The organism is Pseudomonas sp. CFII68, assembly GCF_000416195.1.
Lineage (GTDB): Bacteria > Pseudomonadota > Gammaproteobacteria > Pseudomonadales > Pseudomonadaceae > Aquipseudomonas > Aquipseudomonas kilonensis.
The window spans coordinates 56,995-81,009 of record NZ_ATLN01000085.1; the positions used below are offsets into that span (position 1 = coordinate 56,995).

Annotated in this window: 22 protein-coding genes, 1 tRNA gene and 1 pseudogene; 13 read left to right on the forward strand and 11 right to left on the reverse strand. The window is 61.5% G+C overall.

Features of this window, described 5'->3' with window-relative positions; translation table 11 throughout:
- The first annotated feature begins 5 nt into the window (after window positions 1-5).
- Both CFII68_RS13470 and CFII68_RS13465 read left to right on the forward strand, forming a co-directional pair.
- A tRNA-Ile gene (locus CFII68_RS13470) sits at window positions 6-82 on the forward strand.
- 106 nt (window positions 83-188) lie between these two features.
- The gene (locus CFII68_RS13465) at window positions 189-431 is read left to right on the forward strand and encodes a hypothetical protein (RefSeq protein ID WP_018607336.1); all 243 of its coding nucleotides are present in this window, start codon (window positions 189-191) and stop codon (window positions 429-431) included.
- Window positions 432-571: 140 nt separating this feature from the next.
- On the opposite strand, the gene CFII68_RS13460 is transcribed toward CFII68_RS13465, so the two are convergent.
- A complete protein-coding gene (locus tag CFII68_RS13460) occupies window positions 572-823 on the reverse strand; it encodes a helix-turn-helix transcriptional regulator (RefSeq protein WP_018607338.1) in 252 nt (83 codons plus the stop codon).
- Between the two features lie 215 nt (window positions 824-1,038).
- Here CFII68_RS13460 and CFII68_RS13455 point away from each other — a divergent pair, with 215 nt between their 5' ends.
- Both CFII68_RS13455 and CFII68_RS13450 read left to right on the forward strand, forming a co-directional pair.
- Window positions 1,039-3,402, forward strand: a complete 2,364-nt coding sequence (locus CFII68_RS13455; RefSeq protein WP_018607340.1) for a hypothetical protein — start codon at window positions 1,039-1,041, stop codon at window positions 3,400-3,402.
- Between the two features lie 36 nt (window positions 3,403-3,438).
- On the forward strand, window positions 3,439-3,900 hold the full coding sequence (locus CFII68_RS13450) for an Lrp/AsnC family transcriptional regulator (protein WP_018607342.1): 462 nt from the start codon (window positions 3,439-3,441) through the stop codon (window positions 3,898-3,900).
- A 122-nt stretch (window positions 3,901-4,022) separates the two neighbouring features.
- Here CFII68_RS13450 and CFII68_RS13445 read toward each other — a convergent pair whose 3' ends face one another.
- Window positions 4,023-4,337, reverse strand: a complete 315-nt coding sequence (locus CFII68_RS13445; RefSeq protein ID WP_018607344.1) for an XRE family transcriptional regulator — start codon at window positions 4,335-4,337, stop codon at window positions 4,023-4,025.
- On the reverse strand, window positions 4,330-4,695 hold the full coding sequence (locus CFII68_RS13440; RefSeq protein WP_018607346.1) for a type II toxin-antitoxin system RelE/ParE family toxin: 366 nt from the start codon (window positions 4,693-4,695) through the stop codon (window positions 4,330-4,332). The genes CFII68_RS13445 and CFII68_RS13440 overlap by 8 nt, the downstream gene beginning before the upstream one ends.
- Window positions 4,696-5,058: 363 nt before the next feature.
- Between CFII68_RS13440 and CFII68_RS13435 the strand changes: the two genes are divergently transcribed.
- The 9 genes from CFII68_RS13435 to CFII68_RS13400 all read left to right on the forward strand — a co-directional run bounded on the left by CFII68_RS13435 (window position 5,059) and on the right by CFII68_RS13400 (window position 15,460).
- Complete coding sequence (locus CFII68_RS13435; RefSeq protein WP_018607347.1) at window positions 5,059-6,741, forward strand: NAD(P)/FAD-dependent oxidoreductase; 1,683 nt, start codon at window positions 5,059-5,061, stop codon at window positions 6,739-6,741.
- Window positions 6,742-6,753: 12 nt separating this feature from the next.
- Window positions 6,754-7,548 carry a carbon-nitrogen hydrolase family protein gene (locus tag CFII68_RS13430; RefSeq protein WP_018607349.1) on the forward strand — a complete coding sequence of 265 codons (795 nt, stop codon included), beginning with the start codon at window positions 6,754-6,756 and terminating at the stop codon, window positions 7,546-7,548.
- Window positions 7,549-7,610: 62 nt separating this feature from the next.
- The gene (pqqF, locus tag CFII68_RS13425; protein WP_018607352.1) at window positions 7,611-10,052 is read left to right on the forward strand and encodes a pyrroloquinoline quinone biosynthesis protein PqqF; all 2,442 of its coding nucleotides are present in this window, start codon (window positions 7,611-7,613) and stop codon (window positions 10,050-10,052) included.
- Window positions 10,053-10,222: 170 nt separating this feature from the next.
- Window positions 10,223-10,297 (forward strand): pyrroloquinoline quinone precursor peptide PqqA, encoded by a 75-nt coding sequence (gene pqqA / locus CFII68_RS26800; protein ID WP_003177660.1) that lies wholly within the window; start codon window positions 10,223-10,225, stop codon window positions 10,295-10,297.
- Between the two features lie 80 nt (window positions 10,298-10,377).
- The gene (gene pqqB / locus CFII68_RS13420; protein ID WP_018607354.1) at window positions 10,378-11,289 is read left to right on the forward strand and encodes a pyrroloquinoline quinone biosynthesis protein PqqB; all 912 of its coding nucleotides are present in this window, start codon (window positions 10,378-10,380) and stop codon (window positions 11,287-11,289) included.
- Window positions 11,290-11,499: 210 nt separating this feature from the next.
- Complete coding sequence (gene pqqC, locus CFII68_RS13415; RefSeq protein WP_014340538.1) at window positions 11,500-12,252, forward strand: pyrroloquinoline-quinone synthase PqqC; 753 nt, start codon at window positions 11,500-11,502, stop codon at window positions 12,250-12,252.
- Entirely contained in the window at window positions 12,249-12,524 is a 276-nt protein-coding gene (gene pqqD / locus CFII68_RS13410) for a pyrroloquinoline quinone biosynthesis peptide chaperone PqqD (RefSeq protein ID WP_018607357.1), read from the forward strand. Before pqqC ends, pqqD begins: the two co-directional genes overlap by 4 nt.
- Entirely contained in the window at window positions 12,496-13,665 is a 1,170-nt protein-coding gene (gene pqqE, locus CFII68_RS13405; RefSeq protein WP_033062648.1) for a pyrroloquinoline quinone biosynthesis protein PqqE, read from the forward strand. Before pqqD ends, pqqE begins: the two co-directional genes overlap by 29 nt.
- The gene (locus tag CFII68_RS13400; RefSeq protein WP_018607361.1) at window positions 13,631-15,460 is read left to right on the forward strand and encodes a S9 family peptidase; all 1,830 of its coding nucleotides are present in this window, start codon (window positions 13,631-13,633) and stop codon (window positions 15,458-15,460) included. Before pqqE ends, CFII68_RS13400 begins: the two co-directional genes overlap by 35 nt.
- A gap of 59 nt (window positions 15,461-15,519) precedes the next feature.
- Here the strand turns inward: CFII68_RS13400 and CFII68_RS26805 are convergent, their stop codons facing one another.
- The 8 genes and pseudogenes from CFII68_RS26805 to bioF form a co-directional block, all read right to left on the reverse strand.
- Window positions 15,520-15,678 (reverse strand): YqaE/Pmp3 family membrane protein, encoded by a 159-nt coding sequence (locus CFII68_RS26805; protein ID WP_003177654.1) that lies wholly within the window; start codon window positions 15,676-15,678, stop codon window positions 15,520-15,522.
- Window positions 15,679-16,023: 345 nt separating this feature from the next.
- Window positions 16,024-17,802 (reverse strand): acyl-CoA dehydrogenase C-terminal domain-containing protein, encoded by a 1,779-nt coding sequence (locus tag CFII68_RS13390; RefSeq protein WP_018607384.1) that lies wholly within the window; start codon window positions 17,800-17,802, stop codon window positions 16,024-16,026.
- Window positions 17,803-18,020: 218 nt separating this feature from the next.
- Window positions 18,021-19,821 (reverse strand): annotated as a pseudogene (locus tag CFII68_RS0125990) (acyl-CoA dehydrogenase C-terminal domain-containing protein).
- Window positions 19,822-20,096: 275 nt separating this feature from the next.
- Entirely contained in the window at window positions 20,097-20,393 is a 297-nt protein-coding gene (locus CFII68_RS13385; RefSeq protein WP_018607389.1) for a hypothetical protein, read from the reverse strand.
- Between the two features lie 121 nt (window positions 20,394-20,514).
- Entirely contained in the window at window positions 20,515-21,195 is a 681-nt protein-coding gene (gene bioD, locus CFII68_RS13380; RefSeq protein ID WP_003206233.1) for a dethiobiotin synthase, read from the reverse strand.
- Window positions 21,192-22,004 (reverse strand): malonyl-ACP O-methyltransferase BioC, encoded by an 813-nt coding sequence (gene bioC / locus CFII68_RS13375; protein WP_018607393.1) that lies wholly within the window; start codon window positions 22,002-22,004, stop codon window positions 21,192-21,194. The genes bioD and bioC overlap by 4 nt, the downstream gene beginning before the upstream one ends.
- Window positions 21,997-22,728: an alpha/beta fold hydrolase gene (locus CFII68_RS13370; RefSeq protein ID WP_014340548.1), complete on the reverse strand. Its 732-nt coding sequence runs from the start codon at window positions 22,726-22,728 to the stop codon at window positions 21,997-21,999. The genes bioC and CFII68_RS13370 overlap by 8 nt, the downstream gene beginning before the upstream one ends.
- The gene (bioF, locus tag CFII68_RS13365; RefSeq protein WP_014340549.1) at window positions 22,721-23,899 is read right to left on the reverse strand and encodes an 8-amino-7-oxononanoate synthase; all 1,179 of its coding nucleotides are present in this window, start codon (window positions 23,897-23,899) and stop codon (window positions 22,721-22,723) included. Before bioF ends, CFII68_RS13370 begins: the two co-directional genes overlap by 8 nt.
- Between the last annotated feature and the right edge of the window lie 116 nt (window positions 23,900-24,015).

Here is a 24,015-nt window from a genome sequence, read left to right on the forward strand (position 1 = left end):
ACTGAGGGCCTATAGCTCAGTTGGTTAGAGCAGAGGACTCATAATCCTTTGGTCCACGGTTCGAGTCCGTGTGGGCCCACCATACAAAAAGCCGCGCATTGCGCGGCTTTCGTGTTTCTGGATGGACCACCACAGATACAGTCGCTTAGACCTATCGACGCTGGTCATCAAGGTCTGAGGAACTGCACATGCCCTACATCATGCAAACTGTCGTCCTTCTGGTGCTGGGCGCGATCCTCGTTCAGTTTCTGAAACCATACTCGCTGCGCAAGTGGCTGGGTTTGGCGCTGCTGGCAACGGGCTTGGTCAGCATCTTCAAGGTTGGTGAGCAGCAGGTGCTGGGCTTTGACCTGGAGCTGCTAGCACTGCTGGCCGTGCCGCTGGGCGTGGTGCTTTTTCTGACGCGGCGGCGGTTCACGGAGGGGGACTGAAGCCCTGGCACGATTTCTCGGTGCCGTCTCTGACCCAAAATCATATGGGACAACAGTCGATCAACAGTGGTCTCCACCACTGCCATGAATCATTTTCCCGCTGTCGCCTTCAGGCGTCGCAACCTGTAGTAAGGTCGTCATCAGTCGAACACTCCCTGGATTTCGTCAAGCGTGGGCATTGCAGCTGGCACCACGGCGAATTCACAATCCAGAGCCCCCAGAATTCGCGCGTAGGCGAGCATGCCCACCGACAGGTCACCCTTTTCAATGGCGATGATCTTCTGCCGGGTGATACCCGCCAAAGCAGCGAGATCGGCTTGGGTCAGACCGCGATTCAGGCGGCGCTGCCGGACCTGTTCGCCAAGACGTGTTGTGATAAGGGCATAGTCCATGTTCTGTATACGCAACAAGTCACTTTGGATGTAACGTATACCTAACTTGCCGAAAAATCAAAACCGTTGTGTCACACAGAGGATCAGTTCTCCCGTTAGCCTCTTTCGCTCCATTACAATAAAAATCCCCCTCCCTCACCGAGACGCCCATCATCGCCAGCCCCAGCCTCCCCCGACTGTTTCTTGAACTGTTCTGGCAACTCGGCATCCTGCTGGTGCCGGCCTTTTTCGTCACCGTGCTGCCACCCCCATTGGCTTTGCTGGCGGTGGTGTTCCTTGGGCTGCTGATGGGCCTGGCCGCTCGCCTGGGCTTTTTGGCGATGGGCCGAGGCATTGCCCGGCTGACGGTCGGCGCTGTGTTTGGCCTGGGTTTCAGCCTGGGCCGGGCGTTGCCTGAGTGGTGGGGCATCTTGGTAGCGATCGTCGGCATCATGGTCGGGCTCGCCTGCGTCAGTAGCTGGGAGAGGCGCCTTGGGTTGACACCCACTTCCAGCAAAGGGCCGAGTGCCTGGGGCGGAAACGAACCGCTGCTGACCCCTGAAGGCGAGCCGATCCGGGCGTTCAACCACGGCGAAATCGCCATGGGCGGCCCGACTTATTGCGACTATCTGTTCCCCGACGGCGTGCTCCTGCAAGGCCTGGGCTCTTCGGCCGTGTTCTCCAGCGACGGGCGCTATTTCGCGGCACCGGTACCGTCCCGGCAAGCATGGGGACTGGTGGTCCTCGACCGTCAGCAACGCCAGCTGTACCGCTGCGCCGACAGCGAGCTCTGGGAGCTGGACGCTTTTGACCTCGACCTGTTGAATGGACGCCATAGCCCACTGGTGGATAACAGCGTTCGCGAAACCCGGCTCGATGAGCTGTTAAAAACCGCCAGCGTTTCCAATCTGGTGCCTGTCGCCGATCTCTGGCTGGAACCCGACTGGCACCCGGAGCATGTCCTGCACACGTTCGAACGACGTTCCGCCGACGGCCTGCAATGCCTGCAAGGCAACATTTCATTGCCTTCGACGTTCCGTGATCTGGACCAGCCACTGGAACCGCTGCGTTCACCGCGCTACACCGTCAGCATCAACGGACAACCGTCTGGCCTGCTGATGGCGGCCGATGCGCCACTGGTGTGGAGCACCGATCAACGCGCCCTGGTGTGCCTGGCCCAGGCGCGGGATCCTCAAGCAGATGGCGACCAGTATTGGTTGTGGCAGCTCGACAAAGGCTGGCGCGCCCTGCCCTCGCCGTGGGTGAAGAGTGCTGCTGAACCGTCCTTCTACTGGCATGAGTTGCTGAGCCTCGACGCGCACCATGTGCATATCGGCGCGTACCTCGACTATCCGCGACCGGGTTCCGGCCGGTATGGTTACCGTCTGGACAGCATCCACAGCGATACCGAAACCCAGGCCGGTCATGACGCCCAGGGTCGCGTACAGGTTGCTGAGTTCAAACTGACCCGCACGGCCATTGTGATGCCGCTGGACAGTCCGGGAGTGCGAGGTGACTCGTACATCGAGACGCAGCCGCTGCTGGGTGGCGCATGCGCTCAGCTCATCTGGCTTTGCGACAATCGCGAGGGGCTTGGCGGTTATCGCTGCCAGATTGGTGATTGGCACTTGCCAGGCAGTTGGTTGCTGGATCATCGCGCCTCTGACTGCGGGCGCTACCTGGCACTGCTGCCCTTTGCAGACTCAACGACAGTGGCCACCCATGCGGTCATTGCAGATGTGCAGGATCGACGCCTGCTGGAAGGCCCCTCCATGTGGGTGGAACGAATACTCGATTTTCGGGATGGCCGCCTGAGTCTGGCCGTGGTGGCCGGTCGTCTTGACCACGACCTGGACAGCCGCGCGCTTCAACGCTTCAACATCCCGGCGCCGCCGATCGGCAGCGATCCTTCGTTCTTTCATCACAGCGAGCAATCCCGGCTGTTCTACAACACCGTGGACCTGCAGGTGACAAACTCACAACTGCACAGCGTCGCCCCCTGGCGCCTGGTGGATCGTCCGCAAGTGGCCAACGCTGACGGAGACTTCATCCAGCCCGCCCCCGACCATCAGGATGCCGCCTGGCTGTTCGGCAGCGAAACGGAATATGCCGACAGTTGGGTGCGTGCGCAGACGCCCCGGCTCGGAGGCCATCTGCTGACAGCCTCAGGCTGCGCGTTGGTCGACCTGGCACCGTCGATGATCTGGTCGACGGATAGCCGCTATCTGGCCCTGACCTGCATGGCGACCGATGTGACAGAACAGTGTGGAAGTTATCGAGGCTGGCAATTGCTGCTCCTGGATGTCCAGGAACACACATTGCGGGTGCATCCGCAGTGGCTCGGCAACCGGCCGCTGTTTGAAAGCTTCGACGACGAACAGCTGCATGTACGGTGTTTCGAGCACGATTGGGAAGCGCAAGACGATGACGACCCGGGTTCAGTGCAGTCGTTCTCACTGGATCTGTTGTTGCAGTTGCCCACCGAACAGCTGGTTCGCCAGGACGGTTTCTGGTTCAGGGCTTCACAGGTACACCTGGCCCCCGCCTGGCGCGCACTGGCTTTGCCTGCCGTTGGCTATTTCGCACGTGAGAGCCTGTAACATGCTCGCCATCGAATGCCTGCGCCGGAGCCCACTTTGACTGACACCCGCCCTCCCGTCCTCGACGAAATCGACCGTCAGCTGATCGCGGCGCTGCAAATCAACGCCCGGGAAAGCGTCGCCATGCTCGCCCGGCAACTGGGTATCGCCCGCACGACCGTGACCTCGCGGCTGGCGCGCCTGGAAAAGACCAAGGTGATTACCGGATATGGCGTGCGCCTGGGACAACGGGTGATTGACGGTGGCTTGCAGGCTTACGTCGGCATCAAGGTCCAGCCGCGTTCCGGCAAGGACGTGCTGCGGCGCCTGAGCGCCATGGCCCAGGTACAGCAGCTGTGCGCGGTCAGCGGTGAGTTCGACTATGTCGCCTGGTTGCGCACGGACTCGCCGGAACAGCTGGACCAGTTGCTGGACCAGATCGGCAGCGTGGACGGCGTGGAAAAGACCACCACCTCGATCATCCTCAGCAGCAAGATCGATCGAGGCCAGCCAGTCTAAACCCTGCGTCACTTAACCTGTGGGAGCGAGCTTGCTCGCGATGGCGTCAATCCAGTCAACACCGCCATGGATTGACATACCGCTATCGCGAGCAAGCTCGCTCCCCCAGGGAACAACGCAAGTTACGGTGTTGGATGAGAGAAATTTTCGATCCTGACCTGCCCCTCCGGAAAGGTCGCGATAATCTCCAATTCCCCCCCCATGGCCCGGATGTAGTTGCGCAATGTGCTGATGTACATGTCCGTACGGCGCTCCATTTTCGAGACTGCCGCCTGGTTGATATGCAGTGCCTTGGCCAAGGCCTCCTGGCTCAACTCCTGCGCCTGACGCAACTCGTGCAACGGCATTTCTGCACGCAACTGCTGATACAGAGCCTGTGCACGAGCCTGGGAGTCAGGCGAACGACGCGCCATCAAATCGGAAAAATTCTTAGCCATGGTCAAAGCCCTCTCTCTTCAATACTTCCAAATGCTCGTCATAGAGGCGTTCGGCCAAAGGCACATATTGCTGATACCACCGGTCCTGGCCGGTTTTGTCTCCCCCGATCAGCAGGATGGCGCAGCGTCGTGGATCAAACGCATAGAGCACACGATAAGGCCTACCTGCATGTTGCACCCGTAACTCACGAAGGTTGCCATGACGCGAACCTTTGATATCACTGGTGTGAGGAAAGCCCAGATACGGCCCGGTATCGCCGAGCAGCATCACCGAGACCTGTACCGAGTCTTGCTCTGACTCACTGAGACGGTCCCACCACAACCCAAATTCGTCAGTGTATTCAACGTCCCATTTCATACAAATATGCCACCCAGGATATATAACCTCAAGGGAATAACCATAGGAGTTTCGGCAGGTATCTGTTGCTGTTGATCGCGCAGACAATTGTCAGGGAGCGTTTCTGTGGGAGCGAGCTTGCTCGCGATGGCGTCAATCCAGTCAACACCGTCATGGACTGACATACCGCTATCGCGAGCAAGCTCGCTCCCACAGGGGACTGGTTTCGTCATTATGCTTTATGAATAGATCAAGATGACTGATATGCGCTCAAAACGACGACATATTGTGTCTTATTAACGTGTTCCACCCTCCCTAGAATGGCTGGCATCTTTCCTATACTCAGACGCGAACACTGCGTCGAGTCGCCCACCAAGGTCAGCCATGAACAAGAACAATCGCCACCCAGCAGACGGTAAGAAGCCCATCACCATTTTCGGGCCGGACTTTCCTTTCGCCTTTGACGAGTGGATCGAACATCCGGTTGGCCTGGGCAGCATTCCCGCCCACAACCACGGTACCGAAGTGGCGATTGTCGGGGCCGGAATCGCCGGTCTGGTGGCGGCGTACGAGCTGATGAAGCTGGGTCTCAAGCCCGTCGTCTACGAGGCGTCGAAGATGGGTGGGCGCCTGCGTTCACAAGCGTTCAACGGCGCCGAAGGGGTGATCGCCGAGCTGGGCGGCATGCGTTTTCCGGTGTCCTCCACCGCGTTCTACCATTACGTCGACAAGCTGGGCCTGGAGACCAAACCTTTCCCCAACCCGCTAACCCCAGCGTCCGGCAGCACGGTCATCGACCTGGAAGGCCAGACCTACTACGCACAGAAACTGGCCGACCTTCCCGCACTGTTCCAGGAAGTTGCCGATGCCTGGGCCGATGCACTGGAGGATGGCTCGCGCTTCGGCGACATCCAGCAGGCGATCCGCGACCGCGACGTGCCACGCCTCAAGGAGCTGTGGAACACCCTGGTGCCACTGTGGGACGACCGCACCTTCTACGACTTCGTCGCCACTTCCAAGGCCTTCGCCAAGCTCTCTTTCCAGCACCGCGAAGTGTTCGGCCAGGTCGGTTTCGGCACCGGCGGCTGGGATTCGGACTTCCCCAATTCGATGCTGGAAATCTTCCGTGTCGTGATGACCAACTGCGACGACCACCAGCACCTGGTGGTCGGCGGCGTCGAGCAGGTGCCCCACGGCATCTGGAATCACGTGCCGGAACGCTGCGTGCACTGGCCGCAAGGGACCAGCCTGAATTCGTTGCACCTGGGCGCCCCACGCAGCGGCGTGAAGCGCATCGCCCGCGCGGCCGATGGCCGGTTCAGCGTGACCGACGTCTGGGACAACACCCGCGAGTACGCCGCGGTGCTGGTCACCTGCCAGAGCTGGCTGCTGACCACCCAGATCGAATGTGAAGAAGCGCTGTTCTCGCAAAAAATGTGGATGGCCCTGGACCGCACCCGCTACATGCAATCGTCGAAGACCTTCGTGATGGTCGACCGGCCATTCTGGAAGGACAAGGACCCGGAGACCGGCCGCGACCTGATGAGCATGACCCTGACCGATCGTCTGACCCGTGGCACCTATTTGTTCGACAACGGGGACGACAAGCCAGGGGTGATTTGCCTGTCGTATTCCTGGATGAGCGACGCGCTGAAAATGCTTCCGCACCCGGTGGAAAAACGCGTGAAGCTGGCCCTCGATGCCCTGAAGAAAATCTATCCCAAGGTGGACATCGCCGCCCGGATCATCGGCGATCCGATCACCGTGTCCTGGGAAGCCGACCCTCATTTCCTCGGCGCGTTCAAGGGCGCCCTGCCCGGCCACTATCGCTACAACCAGCGCATGTATGCGCATTTCATGCAGGACGACATGCCGGCCGAACAACGCGGGATCTTTATCGCCGGCGATGACGTCTCATGGACACCGGCCTGGGTCGAAGGCGCGGTACAGACCTCACTCAATGCCGTGTGGGGAATCATGAAGCACTTCGGCGGTGAAACTCACGCCGAGAACCCGGGTCCAGGTGATGTGTTCCATGAGATCGGTCCGATCGCCCTGCCCGAATAAAAGGAGTTATTGATGCGTGTAGCCCTCTACCAATGCCCGCCGCTGCCACTGGATCCGGCCGGCAACCTGCAACGCCTGCACCAGGTGGCGCTGGAGGCCAGGGGCGCCGATGTGCTGGTGCTGCCGGAGATGTTCATGACCGGCTACAACATCGGCGTCGACGCGGTGAATGTATTGGCCGAGGTCTACAACGGCGAGTGGGCGCAACAGATCGCCCGCATTGCCAAGGCCGCCGGCCTGGCGATTGTCTATGGCTACCCTGAGCGCGGCGAAGACGGGCAGATCTACAACGCCGTGCAACTGATCGACGCCCAGGGTGAGCGCCTGGCCAACTACCGCAAGAGCCACTTGTTCGGTGACCTTGATCACGCCATGTTCAGCGCTGGCGACTCAGCGCTGCCTATCGTCGAGCTCAACGGCTGGAAGCTCGGCCTCCTGATCTGCTACGACCTGGAGTTTCCGGAAAATGCCCGACGCCTGGCCCTGGCCGGCGCCGAGCTGATCCTGGTGCCAACCGCCAACATGCAACCCTACGAGTTCATCGCCGACGTCACCGTGCGGGCCCGGGCCATCGAGAACCAGTGTTTCGTGGCGTACGCCAACTACTGCGGCCACGAAGGAGAATTGCAGTATTGCGGCCAAAGCAGCATCGCCGCCCCGAATGGCAGCCGCCCGGCGCTTGCAGGGCTGGATGAGGCCTTGATCGTCGGAGAACTGGATCGACAACTGATGGAAGACTCCCGCGCGGCCTACAACTACCTGCACGATCGCCGCCCTGAGCTTTACGACGACCTGCACAAACACTGATTGAGGATTGAGAACGCAGCCTAATCCGCTAGCATGAGCGCATCTTAGTTCTGGAAGCGCTCATGCCGGCCCCCGACTCCCTCCGCCCCCACACTGAAACCCTGGCCAACGGCTTGCGGGTGACATTGCGTCACGTCCCAGGCCTCAAGCGCAGCGCTGCAGTACTGCGAGTCGCGGCTGGCAGCCATGACGCGCCCCTGGCCTGGCCGGGATTGGCGCACTTGCTCGAACATCTGTTCTTCCTCGGCACCGCGCGTTTTCCCGCGGGGGAGAACCTGATGGCCTACGTGCAGCGCCATGGCGGCCAGGTCAATGCGCGCACCAGCGAACGCACCACGGATTTTTTCTTCGAATTGCCACCTGCAACCTTCGCCGACGGACTGGAACGACTGGGGGACATGCTCGCTCACCCACGCCTGGATGAGGCCGATCAGTTGCGCGAACGGGAAGTGCTGCACGCCGAGTTCATCGCCTGGTCCCAGGATGCTGCAGCCCAGCGACAGCTTGCCTTGCATGACGGCCTGTCGGCGACCCATCCACTGCGGGGTTTTCATGCCGGCAATCGCGATAGCCTGGTGGTGACGCAAGCCGAATTCCAAAGCGCATTGCACGACTTCTATCGCCGCTTTTACCAGAGCGGCCAGATGACCCTGAGCCTGGTCGGCCCGCAGAGCATCGACGCCTTGAAAGCGCTGGCTGAACAGTTCGACAGCCACATACCGGCCGGCGAAGCGCTTGCCAGGCCGGCACCACCAAGTTTGATGGCATCGTCCCAGACGAGTTATCAACAGCCCCGCGAGGGTTGCCTTGATCGGCTGTTCGCCTTCGAAGACTTGCCCGCCGCCTCGCCTCAAGCCCTGGACTTTCTGTGTACGTGGCTGAACTCCAGCAAACCGGGCGGCTTGCTCGCCACGTTGCGTCAGCGCGGCCTGGCTGACAGCCTCAAGGCCACCGCGCTGTATGAGTTTGCCGGGCAGGCGCTGCTGCACATCGAACTCAAGCACGCCAACGCCCAGACAGCGGCGCAGATCCAGCCGTTGCTGCACGACTGGCTGGGGTTCTTTGCCGCCCAGGACGACTGGGCGCCGTTGCGCGAGGAGTTCACCGCACTGTTGCAGCGCCGGCAAGAGACAGGATCGGCCTTGCAGGTGGCCCGCTGGGACGGTGAAGGACGTGACGGGCCGCTGTTGGCAAACGACCTCGTCAGGCTCAGGGAAATCCTCAGGCAACTGCACCCGGCCGATAACGTCGCGGGGCAATGGCAACTGCCCGCGCCCAATCCGTTCCTGCAAACGCCAAGCGAAGCGCCCCGCGCCGGGCTGATACGCGGCCAGACCAGCGCCCACCGCGGCTTGCGAACCTTCGCCCAGGACCGCTCCCGGGGTCGCCGGGAACGCTCGCCCATGCAGTTCAGCCAGGCGCTGCCAGACAACGGTCGTGAAGGCGCGGTGTACCTGCGCTGGCAACTGACGACCCAGGCACCGCTGGACTTTCAATCCAGGCTCGACCGGCACCTGCAGGATCTGCGAGAGGATGCTCGCCAGGCCGGCGTGGACGTCAGCTTCGAGCCCTCCGGTCATCAATGGCTGCTGAAACTGGTTGGCTTACAAGCGCCGATACCGTTGGTGCTCGAACACGTTCTGACGAAGCTTGCACAACCGCTGCCAATGGCCCAAGCCGGTCACGAAACCCTGCCGATGCCGATTCGGCATCTGTTGAAGGCGCTGCCAGATCACTGCCGCCACAACCGCCAAGCACCAGCGTTGCCAATGCCCGACAGCGACCAAAGCGTGTGGACAACGGCCCGATGGGACGGGCTGTCCATCGGCCTGTCGACGGCCACTCAAGGGGCGTTGGGCCCTGCGTTGGCTCGAGTGCCGGGCATTGCCGGCGATAAAGCCAGCCTGGCGCCGGCACCTCGTGGGCAACGCCTCTGGCATAGGCTCCAGACTCACGGCGAAGAACCGGCCGTGTTGCTGTTTTGCCCGACAGCCACCCCGACGCTGGCCGACGAAGCCGCCTGGCGGTTGCTGGCACAGCTGTGCCAGACGCCGTTCTACCAGCGCCTGCGCGTCGAGTTGCAGTTGGGTTATGCGGTGTTCAGTGGGTTGAAGCAGATCGACGGGCAAACCGGGGTGTTGTTCGGCGTCCAATCGCCCAGCCTTTCGGCAACGCAACTGAGCGCCCACATCGAACAATTCCTGGCTGGGCTACCGGCGCTGATCGAGCAGCTCGATGACTCATCCCTGACCGGCCAGCAGCAGGCGCTTGCCGCCCAACTCCAGGACACCACCCTGCCCTGCGCCCAGGCCGCCGAACTGCTCTGGCAGGCCAAGTTGGCCGCCCGCCCGTCGGATTATCTTGAGCAACTGTCCGCTGCCATCGTGTATCTGGATCGCAAGCAGCTACAAATGGCCGCCCAACGTCTGATCAAGGCTGAAGGAGGATGGTATTGCCTGAGCAACGGAGCCTGCCCGGGAGAGCGCTGGCAAGCGGCGCAGTGATCATTGCAGGGGCCGTAATGAGCTTTCTTCGAGAATCGCGGCGAACGAATATGTCAGATTTAGTAACATAGGCGTCTAAGCATCTGAACATCTCCGAACGGAGGTGGACTATATGTATAGGTCTCAACCGTTCTATCTAACGAAAGCATCCCAACCAAAGGAGTATTCCCATGTCCTGGTCCAAACCCGCATATATCGACCTGCGTATCGGTTTCGAAGTCACCATGTACTTCGCCAGCCGTTGAATGCTGCAGGCGGTTAAGCACGCAGCACTACGCCTCGGCCAGCCGAGGCGTTTTTATTTCGGTTTGCAGATGGAGCAGCCATGTTCGTCCAGATTCTAGGTTCTGCCGCCGGTGGCGGTTTCCCCCAGTGGAACTGCAACTGCGCCAATTGCGCAGGTTTTCGCGATGGCAGCCTGCGGGCCCAGGCGCGCACCCAATCGTCCATCGCCCTGTCCGATGACGGTGTGAACTGGGTGCTGTGCAACGCCTCTCCGGACATTCGCGCCCAGCTCCAGGCGTTTGCCCCAATGCAGCCGGGCCGGGCCCTGCGCGACACCGGCATTGGCGCGATCATCCTGATGGACAGCCAGATCGACCACACCACCGGCCTGCTCAGCCTGCGTGAAGGTTGCCCGCATCAAGTCTGGTGCACCGACATGGTCCATGAAGACCTGAGCACCGGCTTTCCGCTGTTCAACATGCTGACCCACTGGAACGGCGGGTTGAGTTGGAATCGCATCGAACTCGACCAGAGCTTCACCATCGCCGCCTGCCCGAACCTGCGCTTCACCCCACTGCCCCTGCGCAGCGCCGCACCGCCCTATTCACCGCATCGCTTCGACCCGCACCCGGGCGACAACATCGGGTTGATCGTCGAAGACCTGCGCACGGGTGGCAAGCTGTTCTATGCCCCGGGCCTGGGCAAGGTCGACGAGTCGTTGCTGGCGATCATGGCCGGCAGCGATTGTCTGCTGGTGGACGGTACGATGTGGGACGACGATGAAATGCAGCGCCGTGGCGTCGGCACCCGCACTGGCCGGGAAATGGGCCACCTGGCCCAGAATGGCCCCGGTGGTATGCTCGAAGTACTGGAACAAGTACCTGGGCCGCGCAAAGTCCTTATCCATATCAACAACACCAACCCGATCCTGGACGAAGACTCGCCCGAGCGGGCTGAACTTGTACGTAGAAAGATTGAAGTGGCCTACGACGGAATGAGTATTGAGTTGTAAGAAGGGCGGAACCAATGTGGGGTGAGCTTGCGGTGTGCCAGTCAACGCTTGTGCTGGCTGATAGGACGCCTTCGCGAGCAAGCCCGCTCCCACAGAGGCCGAGTAGCACTTGATATTTTATGCACCGCAAAACCAATGTGGGAGCGGGCTTGCTCGCGAAGAGGCCAGCCCAGCCCCCCAACCGCCAGCGGTTATTCCCCGGAGCCCCAAATGACTGACACCCCCCTGTCCCCCGCCGAGTTCGAAGCCGCCCTGCGTGCCAAGGGCGCGTATTACCACATCCATCACCCGTATCACGTGGCGATGTATGAAGGCCGCGCGACTCGCGAGCAGATCCAGGGCTGGGTCGCGAACCGTTTTTACTACCAGGTGAATATCCCGCTCAAGGACGCCGCGATCCTGGCCAACTGCCCGGACCGGGAGATCCGCCGCGAGTGGATTCAGCGCCTGCTCGACCACGACGGCGCTCCCGGCGAAGACGGCGGCATCGAAGCCTGGCTGCGGCTGGGCCAGGCGGTGGGCCTGGACCCCGATCAACTGCGCTCCCAGGAGCTGGTGCTGCCCGGGGTGCGTTTCGCCGTGGATGCCTATGTCAACTTCGCCCGCCGGGCCTGCTGGCAGGAAGCCGCCAGCAGCTCGCTGACCGAACTGTTCGCCCCGCAGATCCACCAGTCGCGCCTGGACAGTTGGCCCCAGCACTACCCCTGGATCGACCCGACCGGCTATGAGTACTTCCGCACCCGCCTGGGCCAGGCCCGGCGTGATGTGGAACATGGCCTGGCGATCACCTTGCAGCACTACACCACCCGCGCAGGGCAGGAACGCATGCTGGAGATTCTCCAGTTCAAACTGGACATCCTCTGGAGCATGCTCGACGCCATGAGCATGGCCTATGAATTGAACCGCCCGCCCTACCACAGCGTGACCGGGCAACGGGTGTGGCACAAAGGGATCACCTTATGAGTTTCGACCGCAGCAAAACCCCGCGCTGGCGCCCCGGCTATCGCTTCCAGTACGAACCGGCCCAGAAAGGCCACGTGCTGCTCTATCCTGAAGGCATGATCAAGCTGAATGACAGCGCTGCGCTGATCGGTGGCCTGATCGATGGTGAACGGGATGTCGCGGCCATCATCGACGAGTTGGCGAAGCAGTTTCCCGGCGTGCCGGAACTCGGTGACGACATCGAGCAATTCATGGAGGTCGCCCGTGCACAGCACTGGATCGAACTTGCCTGAGAACACCGGTCTGCCGCCCAAGCCTGAAGTCGGCTTGCCGCTGTGGTTGCTGGCGGAGCTGACCTATCGTTGCCCGCTGCAATGCCCGTACTGCTCCAACCCGCTGGACTTTGCCGAGCAAGGCAAGGAGCTGAGCACCGAGCAATGGCTCAAGGTCTTTCGCGAAGCCCGCGAGATGGGCGCTGCGCAGCTGGGTTTTTCCGGCGGCGAGCCGTTGGTGCGCCAGGACCTGGCCGAGTTGATCGGCGAGGCACGCAGGCTGGGTTTCTATACCAACCTGATCACCTCCGGCATCGGCTTGACCGAGCAGAAAATCAGCGACTTCAAGAAGGCCGGCCTCGACCATATCCAGATCAGTTTCCAGGCCAGCGACGAGCAGGTGAACAACCTCCTGGCCGGTTCGAAGAAAGCCTTCGCGCAAAAACTCGAAATGGCCCGAGCGGTAAAGGCCCACGGTTATCCGATGGTGCTGAACTTCGTGACCCATCGGCACAACATCGACAAGATCGATCGCATCATCGAGCTGTGCATCGCCCTGGAAGCCGACTTCGTAGAACTCGCCACGTGCCAGTTCTACGGCTGGGCGCAGCTCAACCGCGTCGGCCTGCTGCCCACCCGGGAGCAACTGGTACGCGCCGAGCGTGTCACCAACGAATACCGCGCCAAGCTGGAAGCGCAAGGCAACCCGTGCAAGCTGATCTTCGTCACGCCGGACTACTACGAAGAACGCCCCAAGGGCTGCATGAACGGCTGGGGCAGCATTTTCCTCACCGTCACGCCGGACGGCACGGCATTGCCCTGTCACGGTGCCCGCCAGCTGCCGGTGCAGTTTCCCAACGTGCGCGACCACAGCATGCAGCACATCTGGTACGACTCGTTCGGCTTCAACCGCTTCCGCGGTTATGACTGGATGCCCGAACCGTGTCGCTCCTGCGATGAAAAAGAAAAGGACTTCGGCGGCTGCCGCTGCCAGGCGTTCATGCTCACAGGCGACGCCAGCAACGCCGACCCTGTGTGCAGCAAGTCCGAACACCACGGGGTGATTCTCAAGGCACGTGAAGACGCCGAGCACGCCACGCAAACCATTGAACAATTGGCCTTTCGCAATGAACGAAACTCGCGCCTCATCACCAAAAGCTGAGCCTTTCAGCGCCGCCCAGGCCGTTGCCGCCGGCACCGACTTCGCCGAACTGCAGCTCGGGCCTTTGGGCCTGTTCTGGAATGAATACCGCCCCGCAGACGGCGCCTGCCGGATCTGGCATTGGCAAGACGCCATGCCCCGCTGCCTGACACCGGACGGGTTCAGCGCGCGCAGCCGAGTCTATGAATACGGCGGTGGATCATTCTGCCTGAGCCATGACGGTGTGCTGTTCGTCAATGAGGCTGACCAGCAGCTGTACCACCAATCCCTGAACGACGAACGCCCCGTAGCGCTGACCTCGGGTGACTGCCGTTATGGGGATCTGAGCTTCGCCGACGGCCAGGTATTGGCGGTGGAAGAACAGGCCAACCAGCATCGCCTGGTGTCGATCGGGCTGGTGGATCATCAGCGGCATCTGCTGGCCGAAGGTGCAGATTTCTACGCGTCACCCACCGTGAGCCCGGACGGCCAGCGGCTCGCCTGGATAGAGTGGAGCCGTCCGCATCAACCCTGGACCGCCACGCGCTTGATGCTGGCCGAGCGCAACGCTACGGGTTGGGGTGCGCCACGCTGTGTCGCGGGCAACGGTGAAGAAGAGTCCATCCAGCAACCGCGCTTCGATGCGACCAGTCGTCTTTATTGCCTGACTGATCGCGGTGGTTATTGGCAGCCTTGGCTGGAGTCGGCCCAGGGCCTGGAACCGCTGCCTGCCGCCCAAGCCGATCACGCCCCAGCGCCGTGGCAACTGGGTGGCTGCACCTGGCTGCCGCTGGGCGAACACACGTACCTGGCCAGTTGGACCGAAGCGGGTTTCGGGCGCCTGGGCCTGTGTCACGGTGACGATGCCGATGAGGACTTCACCGGCACCTACACCCGCTTTCGCAGCCTGGCGCTGGATGAGCGGTTCATCTACGCCGTTGCAGCCTCGCCGACCCGCCCATCGGCGGTCATTACCATTGAGCGGCATAGCCACGAAGTGGCCGTGCTGGCCGGCGGCGTCACGCCCTTGCCCGTCGAACAGATCAGCCGTCCTCGCACCCTGCGCTATCCATCCGCGTCAGGCGAGGCCCACGGGTTCTTTTACCCGGCCATGAACGCACCCGCAAAGCCGCCCTTGGTGGTGTTCATTCACGGCGGCCCCACCTCGGCCTGTTATCCCTTGTTCGACCCGCGTATCCAGTATTGGACCCAACGTGGCTTTGCCGTCGCCGATCTCAACTACCGCGGCAGCAGCGGCTATGGCCGGGCCTATCGACAGGCGTTGCATCTGAATTGGGGCGTGGTGGATGTCGAGGACGCCTGCGCGGTGGTCGCGTATCTGGACGAACAAGGCCTGGTCGATGGCCGACGTGCGTTCATTCGCGGAGGCAGTGCCGGTGGCTACACGACCCTCTGCGCCTTGGCATTCCATGATGTATTCCGTGCCGGCGCCAGCCTCTATGGCGTGAGCGATCCTGTCGCCCTGGCCCGTGCTACGCACAAGTTCGAAGGTGATTATCTGGACTGGCTGATCGGCGATCCGCAAGAGGACGTCGAACGCTACCACGCCCGCACCCCACTGCTGCACGCCGGGAACATCCATGTGCCGGTGATCTTTTTCCAGGGTGAACTGGACGTGGTGGTCGTACCGCAGCAAACCCGCGACATGGTCAGTGCTTTACAGGCCAACGGCGTGGCGGTCGAGGCGCACTACTATCCCGATGAGCGCCATGGTTTTCGCAAGGCCGCGAACCAGGCCCATGCGCTGGAGCATGAGTGGTTGTTCTATCGAAAGGTGATGGATGGCGACCTGTAGGATGCCAAAAAACTGTGGGAGCGAGCTTGCTCCCACAGGGGGTTCTATAACCGATGAATTCAGCGCTTGGCGATGATGTACACCGCATGGACGATGCCAGGGATATAACCCAGCAGCGTCAGCAGGATATTCAGCCAGAAAGCCCCGCCGAAGCCAACCTGCAGGAACACTCCCAGTGGCGGCAGCAGGATGGCGATAATGATGCGAATGAAATCCATGGATAACTCCCTGATCGACGATGGCCAAATTGCCCTATAGCTCATTGACCCCAGGCCGCTCGCCAGGGTTCAGTGAAACGCAACCAGAAGCAGCCTCGATGAAGGGCGCCTGCCAGGAACAAAAAACGCAGGCAAAAGAAAGCCCCGCCGAAGCGGGGCTTTGCAGACTGTTTCCCTGACGTCCATTTCACTCCGCCGTCCTGGCAGAATCCTACGTGTCCGTGTCGTTACTTTGCGCGTCCTGCGCTACATCCATGGAAGCTAGATTAGCCCTGGATCCAATCCGCCGGTAGAGGGAAAACGCCAGCACGATGTGTAAGAGAATGCTTACACATCGTCATGATTTCAGAACTGGCCGGCTTCCAGCAGGAACAGCGACTCGCTGCCCGCCTTGACCGAAGCGCTCAAGGAATGAATACGCGGCAGCAGGCGGGCGAAATAGAACCGCGCCGTGCCCAGTTTGCTCGCGTAGAAATCATCCTGGCTTTCTTTGCCCAAGGCCGCCCTGGCCATCAGCGCCCACATGTAGGCATACGCGGTGTAGCCAAACGCCTGGAGATACTCCACCGACGCCGCGCCGATTTCGTTCGGGTTGCTTTTCGCCCGGTCCAACAGCCAGTCGGTCAACTCGTCCAGCGTGTCGACAGCGCTGTTCAACGGCTTGATGAACTCCGCCAGATCGCTGTTCGCGGTGGCCGTGAAGTGACGGATTTCATCGGCAAACAACTTGTAGAACGCACCGCCGCTGCCGACGATCTTGCGCCCCACCAGGTCCAGCGCCTGGATACCGTTGGTGCCTTCGTAGATCTGGGTGATACGCACATCGCGCACCAGTTGCTCCTGGCCCCATTCACGAATGTAACCGTGGCCGCCGAACACCTGTTGACCATGGACGGTGGTTTCCAAGCCCAGGTCGGTCAGGAAGGCCTTCGCCACCGGCGTCAGCAACGCCACCAGGTCTTCGGCGCGCTTGCGAGTGGTTGGGTCTTCGCTGAACTTGGCGGTATCCAGTTGCATCGCCACGTAGGTGGAAAAGGCCCGACCGCCTTCGTTCGAGGCTTTCATGGTCAGCAGCATCCGACGCACGTCGGGGTGGACGATGATCGGGTCAGCGAGCTTGTCCTTGTTCTGCGCACCGGTTGGAGAACGACTTTGCAGGCGGTCACGGGCATATTCGATGGCGTTCTGGTAGGAACGCTCACCGGAGGCCAGGCCCTGGATACCCACCCCCAGGCGCTCGTAGTTCATCATGGTGAACATCGCCGCCAGGCCCTTGTTCGGCTCGCCCACCAGATAACCCACGGCTTCGTCGAAGTTCATCACGCAGGTGGCGGACGCCTGGATGCCCATCTTGTGTTCGATCGAGCCGCAGTTGGCCGCGTTGCGCGCGCCCAGGCTGCCGTCGGCATTGACCATGAACTTGGGCACCAGGAACAGCGAGATGCCCTTGGGGCCTGCCGGCGCGTCCGGCAGTTTCGCCAGCACCAGGTGAATGATGTTCTCGGTGAGGTCGTGTTCGCCGCCAGTGATGAAAATTTTCGTGCCACTGACCTTGTAGGAACCGTCGGCCTGGGGTTCGGCCTTGGTGCGGATGATCCCCAGGTCCGTACCGGCATGAGGCTCGGTCAGGCACATGGAACCGGCCCAGACGCCGGCGTACATGTTCGGCAGGTACGCCGCTTTCAGTTCTTCACTGGCGTGGGCATTGATCGACAGGCAGGCGCCGGCGGTCAGCATCGGGTACAAACCGAAGGACAGGCTGGCGGAGTTGACCATTTCCTCGACCTGGGCCGAAACGGCCTTGGGCATGCCCATGCCGCCGTACACCGGGTCACCGCCGACACCGACCCAACCACCTTCAGCGTAAGTCTTGTAGGCCTGTGGAAAACCTGCCGGCGTGGTGACGGCGCCGTCGGCCCAGTGGCAACCTTCTTCGTCAGCGGCGCGACTGAGGGGCGCGATGCTTTTGCTGGTGACTTTGCCGGCTTCTTCAAGGATCGCTTCGACCGTTTCGGCATCCACGGTGTCGGCCAGCGCCGGCAATTGGGCCCAGAGTTTCGCGACCTCGAACACTTCATTGAGGACGAAGCGCATATCGCGCAGGGGCGCTTTGTAGTCAGCCATGGCAAACCTCGCAGGATCTAAACAGTTGGTTCGTAAAAGACGGTTTTCGCAATGACCTGAGTGTACCTCAACAACTTTTGCGACACATAGGGTCAACCCATGACCATTTTGTTATTTTTAGTCACCAGAAAAGATCGCAGGCTTCGCCAGCTTCTACATGGAAATGCGTATTCCCTGTAGGAGCTGGCGAAGCCTGCGATCTTTGGCATTCCTCTCAATCAAAGCGCAAACAACTCCGCCGGCAACTTCATCAGGCAATCACTCCCGGCCTCGACGGCAGCCCGATGGGCGGTCGTGCGCGGCAACAGGCGCTTGAAGTAAAACTCGCACGTAGCCAATTTGGCCCGGCAAAAATCGTCATCTCCAGTGCCACTGTCGAGTTGCGCCTGGGCCACCAAGGCCATGCGCAGCCACAGGTAGGCCAGGATGATGTAGCCGCTGTACATCAGGTAATCCACGGAGGCGGCCCCCACTTCATCGGGATTCTTCATGGCAGCCATGCCGACCCGGGTGGTCAGTTCGCCCCATTGCTGGTTGAGCCCGTCGAGTTGCGCGACGTAATCGTTAAGCTGCGGATGTCCGGCATTCGCGGCGCAGAATTTGTGGACGATCCGGGTAAAACCACGCAACAACTTGCCCTGGCTGCCCAGCACCTTGCGCCCCAGCAGATCCAGGGCCTGGATGCCGTTGGTGCCCTCGTAGATCGGCGCGATGCGGCAGTCGCGCACCAACTGCTCCATGCCCCACTCACGAATGAAGCCGTGACCGCCGAACACTTGCATGCCGTGGTTGGTCACCTCCAGCCCGGTGTCGGTCATGAAGGCCTTGCAGATCGGGGTGAGGAACGCCAGCAGGTCCTCGGCCTCCTGGCGGGCGGTTTCGTCCGGGCTCAGGTGCGCGGTATCGACCTGCTTGCGCGGTGAAATACGTCAGCGCCCGGTTGCCTTCGTTGAAGGCTTTCATGGTCAGCAACATCCTGCGCACATCAGGATGGACGATGATCGGGTCGGCGACCTTTTCCGGCGCCTTGGGGCCGGTCAGCGCGCGCATCTGCAACCGGTCGTTGGCGTATTTGATCGCACCCTGGAAGCTCGCCTCGCCGAGACACAGGCCCTGCATGCCGGTACCGAGCCGGGCGTGGTTCATCATGGTGAACATGCAATTGAGGCCCTTGTTCGGCTCGCCAATCAGGACCCCCTTGGCCCCATCGAAATTCAGCACGCAGGTGGCCGAGGCCTTGATGCCCATCTTGTGTTCGATCGAACCACAGGACACGCCATTGCGTGCCCCGGCCTCACCCGTGGCGTCGGGCAGGAACTTGGGCACGATGAACAACGAGATGCCTTTGGTCCCGGCAGGAGCGTCCGGCAACTTGGCCAGCACCAGGTGGATGATGTTATCGCTCATGTCGTGTTCGCCGGCGGAAATGAAGATCTTGCTGCCGGAGATCGCGTAGCTGCCGTCGGCCTGGGGCACGGCACGGGTCTTGATGATGCCCAGGTCGGTGCCGCAGTGGGCTTCGGTCAGGCACATGGTGCCGGTCCACTGGCCGGCGGTGAGTTTGCTCAGGTAGGTCTGTTTCTGTTCTTCCGTGCCGTGGGCATGGATCGCCGACATGGCGCCGTGAGTCAGGCCCGGGTACATGCCCCAGGAGGTGTTGCTGGAGCCAATCATCTCGCTGATGACCAGGCCCAGGGACTCCGGCAAGCCCTGACCACCGTGCTCGACGTCGTGGGCCAGGCTTGGCCAGCCACCTTCGACGAATTGCTTGTAGGCTTCCTTGAAACCCGTCGGGGTCTTCACGCCGGACTCGCTCCAGGTGCAACCTTCGATGTCGCCCACGCGGTTCAGCGGCGCCAGCACCTGCTCACAAAACTTGGCGCCTTCTTCGAGAATGGCGTCAACCATGTCCGGAGTTGCGTCCTGGCAAGCCGGAAGGCTCTGATAATGCGCTTCGTAGCCAAGCAGTTCGTCACGAACGAAGCGAATATCACGCAAGGGGGCCTTGTAGTCAGGCATAGCGATAAACCTCTGCTGATGTAACCGGGAATGAACGACCGCGTGGATTTGTTGTAGCGGTCAAACAGTTGTTTGAAACATACGTTTACGCCCAAATCTTGTCAAGCGCCGATCTTTTGCCGTTCGTCATCAGCCGAGAAAAATGTCGGACACGGGAAATCCATCGCGCTGAAGAATCCGCGATGCGCGTAGGAAAAGATTAGTTGAGCAATAAGACGTTAGAGACAAGAACGCCGCGAATAATCGCGGCGTTTTCGTCAATCTGAAGGGCAGGATCAGGCGAAGGTATCGATCAACGTACCGAGCATTTCGTCGGATGCCTTGGCGACGTTAACACCCAGTTGCACCTGGAACTTGCCTTGGGACAGTTCAACCATGTTGCTGGTCAGGTCCGACTGCTGACTACGATCCACTGACCGCAGGCGATCCACCTGGACTTCGGACGACTGGCTGGTGACCGAACGCTCGATCGTATTGTTGGCGATCTGGCTGGAGGCCTGATCGACACGGTTCTGCCCTGTCTGAATCGTGCTCAGACCGGCATAGAACGCGGTATTTCCTGAGATTTCCATGACAGAGCTCGTCTTCTTGAAGGGTCGACAATGGCCATTGAAGCAGAACCCCAAGGAAAAGGCCCGACAAAAACACTAATGGCACAGTGCCTTGTCATAGTGAAAACCTTCCCTTGGATGATTAATCCAGCAGATCCAGGTGCAGATGCGCAGCCACGATATCGGCAGTGATGCCTTTGACCCTCGGTACTCGCCCCAGGCAAGGCGCCGGGAGGCGTTCGGCCAGAGTGGCGAGGTTTTCTTCCAGGCGCGAGGTCTTGGGATCAATGATATTCGCCACCCAACCGGCCAGTTGCAGACCGTCCCGGGCGATGGCCTCGGCGGTCAGCAGCGCATGGCTGATGCACCCCAGGCGCACGCCCACCACCAGGATCACCGGCAGGCCCAGGGCCATTGCCAGGTCCGAAAGATTATCCTGATCGGCCAACGGCACACGCCAGCCGCCCGCGCCCTCTATCAAGGTGAAATCGGCCTCCAGGGCCAGCACCTCACGCATCGGCCCCAGCAAGGATTGCACCGTCAGCGCCACGCCGGCTTCCCGGGCGGCCAGGTGCGGCGCAATGGCCGGCTCGAATGCCAGCGGATTGACCTGGGCATACTCAAGCGGCACCGAACACTCGGCCAGCAGCGCCAGGGCATCGGCATTGCGCAGGCCCTTGGGCGTCACGTCGCAGCCAGAGGCCACTGGTTTTCCAGCCGCCGTGCTCATGCCAGCCTGCCGCGCAGCATGCAGCAGGCCCGCCGCGACGGTGGTCTTGCCTACATCGGTGTCGGTGCCGGTGATGAAATAAGCCTGGCTCATAGCGGTTTCTCCAAAACGGCGTAGACCACCTGGTAAGTCGCCGGCAGTCCCTGCGCCTGACGAAACTGCTCATAGGCTTCAACCAGCGCCAGGATCCCCGCCCTGCCGGTCAAGCCGCCGGGGCGACCGGGGTTCAGATTGTGGGCGCCCAAGGCTTTCAATTCGTGAGTCAGACTGCGCACGTCGGGGTAATGCAACACATGGGGACAGTTTTCAAGACTGACGACATTCAGCCCGTTGTCCGCGCAAAGGTGTTGATACGTCTCGAACCCACGGAAACGGTTGACGTGCACCAAGCCATCCACCTGACGCCAACTGTCGCGCAATTCGTACAAAGTGCCCACGCAGAGGCTGGTGAAGGCAAACACCCCACCCGGTTTCAACACACGATGGGCCTCGCTCAGCACCGCGGCAAAATCCGCACACCACTGCACCGCCAGGCTGGAGAACACCAGGTCACAGCTCGCCGCTTGCAAAGGCAGTCGCTCAGCGTCACCAGCGACGAAATACAAGGCGCCACCTTGAGGACGCGCATGGTTGAGCATGCCTTCGGCGATATCCAGTGCCAATCCGTTTGTCTCACCGAATCGCGCGCCCAGCGCCCGAGTGAAATAACCGGTGCCGCAGCCCAAGTCCAACCAACGTTGCGGCATGAATGAGGGCGGCAAGCGCCCGAGCAATTGCTGGCCCACGTCGCGTTGCAGTTCGGCCACGCTGTCGTAACTGGTCGCTGCACGGGAAAACGAAGCCGCTACCTGGCGCTTGTCAGGCAAGGCACCGGGCAATGGGGGAAAAGACAAATCAGTCATCACCGGACTCATGCAAAAAAGCCTGGATCGCCGCCGCTACACCGTGCGGGTCTTCCAGAAGGAATCCGTGGCCGGCCTGTTCGATCAGACCGATTTCGACATCCGGCAGCAAGACCAGCAAATCACCCGCGGCTTCGGCAGGCACCAGGGCATCGAGGCCGGCAAACAAATGCAGTTGCGGGCCGCGAAAGCGCTGCAACGCGGCGCGTGTGTCCAGTTGCGCCAGCACTTCAAGCCCGGCCATCAAGACCTCGGGTGAAGTACTCGGCGCCCCGGCCAACAACAACCGCGACAACCCGCGCGGATCGCTGCAGCCCTGGGCACACAGCAAGCTGAAGCGCTTGAGGGTCTGGCGCGGGTCGGCCGCACAGCCGGCGAGAAAACCATCGAAGGTTTCTCCGTCCATCGCGCTCGGCCATTGCTCGTGGGCGACAAAGGACGGATTGCTCGCCAGGGTCAGCAGGCCGCAGCAGCGCTCGCCCCGACGCGCCGCCAGCGCCGAGGCCAGCATGCCGCCCAGGGACCAACCGCCCAACCAGGCGTCCTGGGGCACGGTGGCGTCCAGCTCTTCGAGCCATTCATCGGGGTCGTTCGATAGCAACGCCGGCAACGGTTCGATTTCCACGCGCAGGTGTTCGTCGAGCCCTTGCAACGCCGCCGCCAGCGGTTCCAGCGGTGAAACGCCCAAGCCCCAACCAGGCAGCAATATCAGTCGATCACGCATCGCTCGGCTCCGGCCCCAACAGGGCAAAACACTCGGCCAGTGCATTCAACAATAGCTGCACCTGGGCCTCGCTGTGGGCGGCGGTCAGGGTCACGCGCAAACGGGCACTGCCGGCCGGTACGGTGGGTGGGCGGATCGCGGTAACCATCAGCCCGCGCTCACGCAGCATTTGCGACAAACGCATGGCCCGTCCTGCATCGCCAATCAGGATCGGCTGGATCGGCGTGAAGCTGTCCATCAATTGCAGGCCGATCTGCTCGGCGCCCTGGCGGAACTGACGAATCAGCACCTGCAAGTGCTCGCGCCGCCAATGCTCGCTGCGCAGCAGCTCAAGGCTCTTGAGCGTGGCGCAAGCCAGGGCCGGCGGTTGGCTGGTGGTGTAGATGTAGGGGCGAGCGAACTGGATCAGGCTTTCGATCAGCTCTTCACTGCCGGCGACAAAAGCCCCGGCGGTACCAAAGGCCTTGCCCAGAGTGCCCACCAGCACTGGCACGTCATCCTGGCTCAAGCCAAAATGCTCGACGATACCGCCGCCATTGGCCCCGAGCGGGCCGAAGCCGTGGGCATCGTCGACCATCAGCCAGGCGCCCTTGGCCTTGGCTTCACGGGCCAGGGCCGGCAGGTCGGCAATGTCGCCGTCCATGCTGAATACGCCATCGGTGACCACCAGGGTATTGCCGGTGGCTTTCTCCAGGCGGCTGGCCAAACTCTGGGCATCGTTGTGCAGGTAACGGTTGAAACGCGCGCCGGACAACAGCCCGGCGTCGAGCAGCGAGGCATGATTGAGCCGGTCTTCCAGCACCGTGTCGCCCTGCCCCACCAGCGCCGTGACCGCGCCGAGGTTGGCCATGTAGCCGGTGGTGAACAGCAACGCCCGCGGGCGGCCGGTCAGGTCGGCCAAGGCTTCTTCCAGGGCGTGATGAGGACTGCTGTGGCCGATCACCAAATGGGAGGCGCCACCCCCGACACCCCAACGGAGTGCCCCGGCGCGCCAGGCTTCGATCACTTGCGGGTGATTGGCCAGGCCCAGGTAATCGTTGTTGCAGAACGCCAGCAACGGCTGGCCGTCCACCACCACTTCCGGGCCCTGCGGGCTTTCGAGCAGCGGGCGCTGGCGATAGAGGTTGTCGGCACGACGGGCAGCCAGGCGTGCGGCGAGATCGAAGGGCATGCAGGCCTCGGGGTGAACTACTTATTTGAGACGGGATGAAATCCCCTGTGGGAGCCGGCTTTTGTGGGAGCCAAGCTTGCTCGCGATGAAGGCATCGCGGTCTATAGCAGGACCGC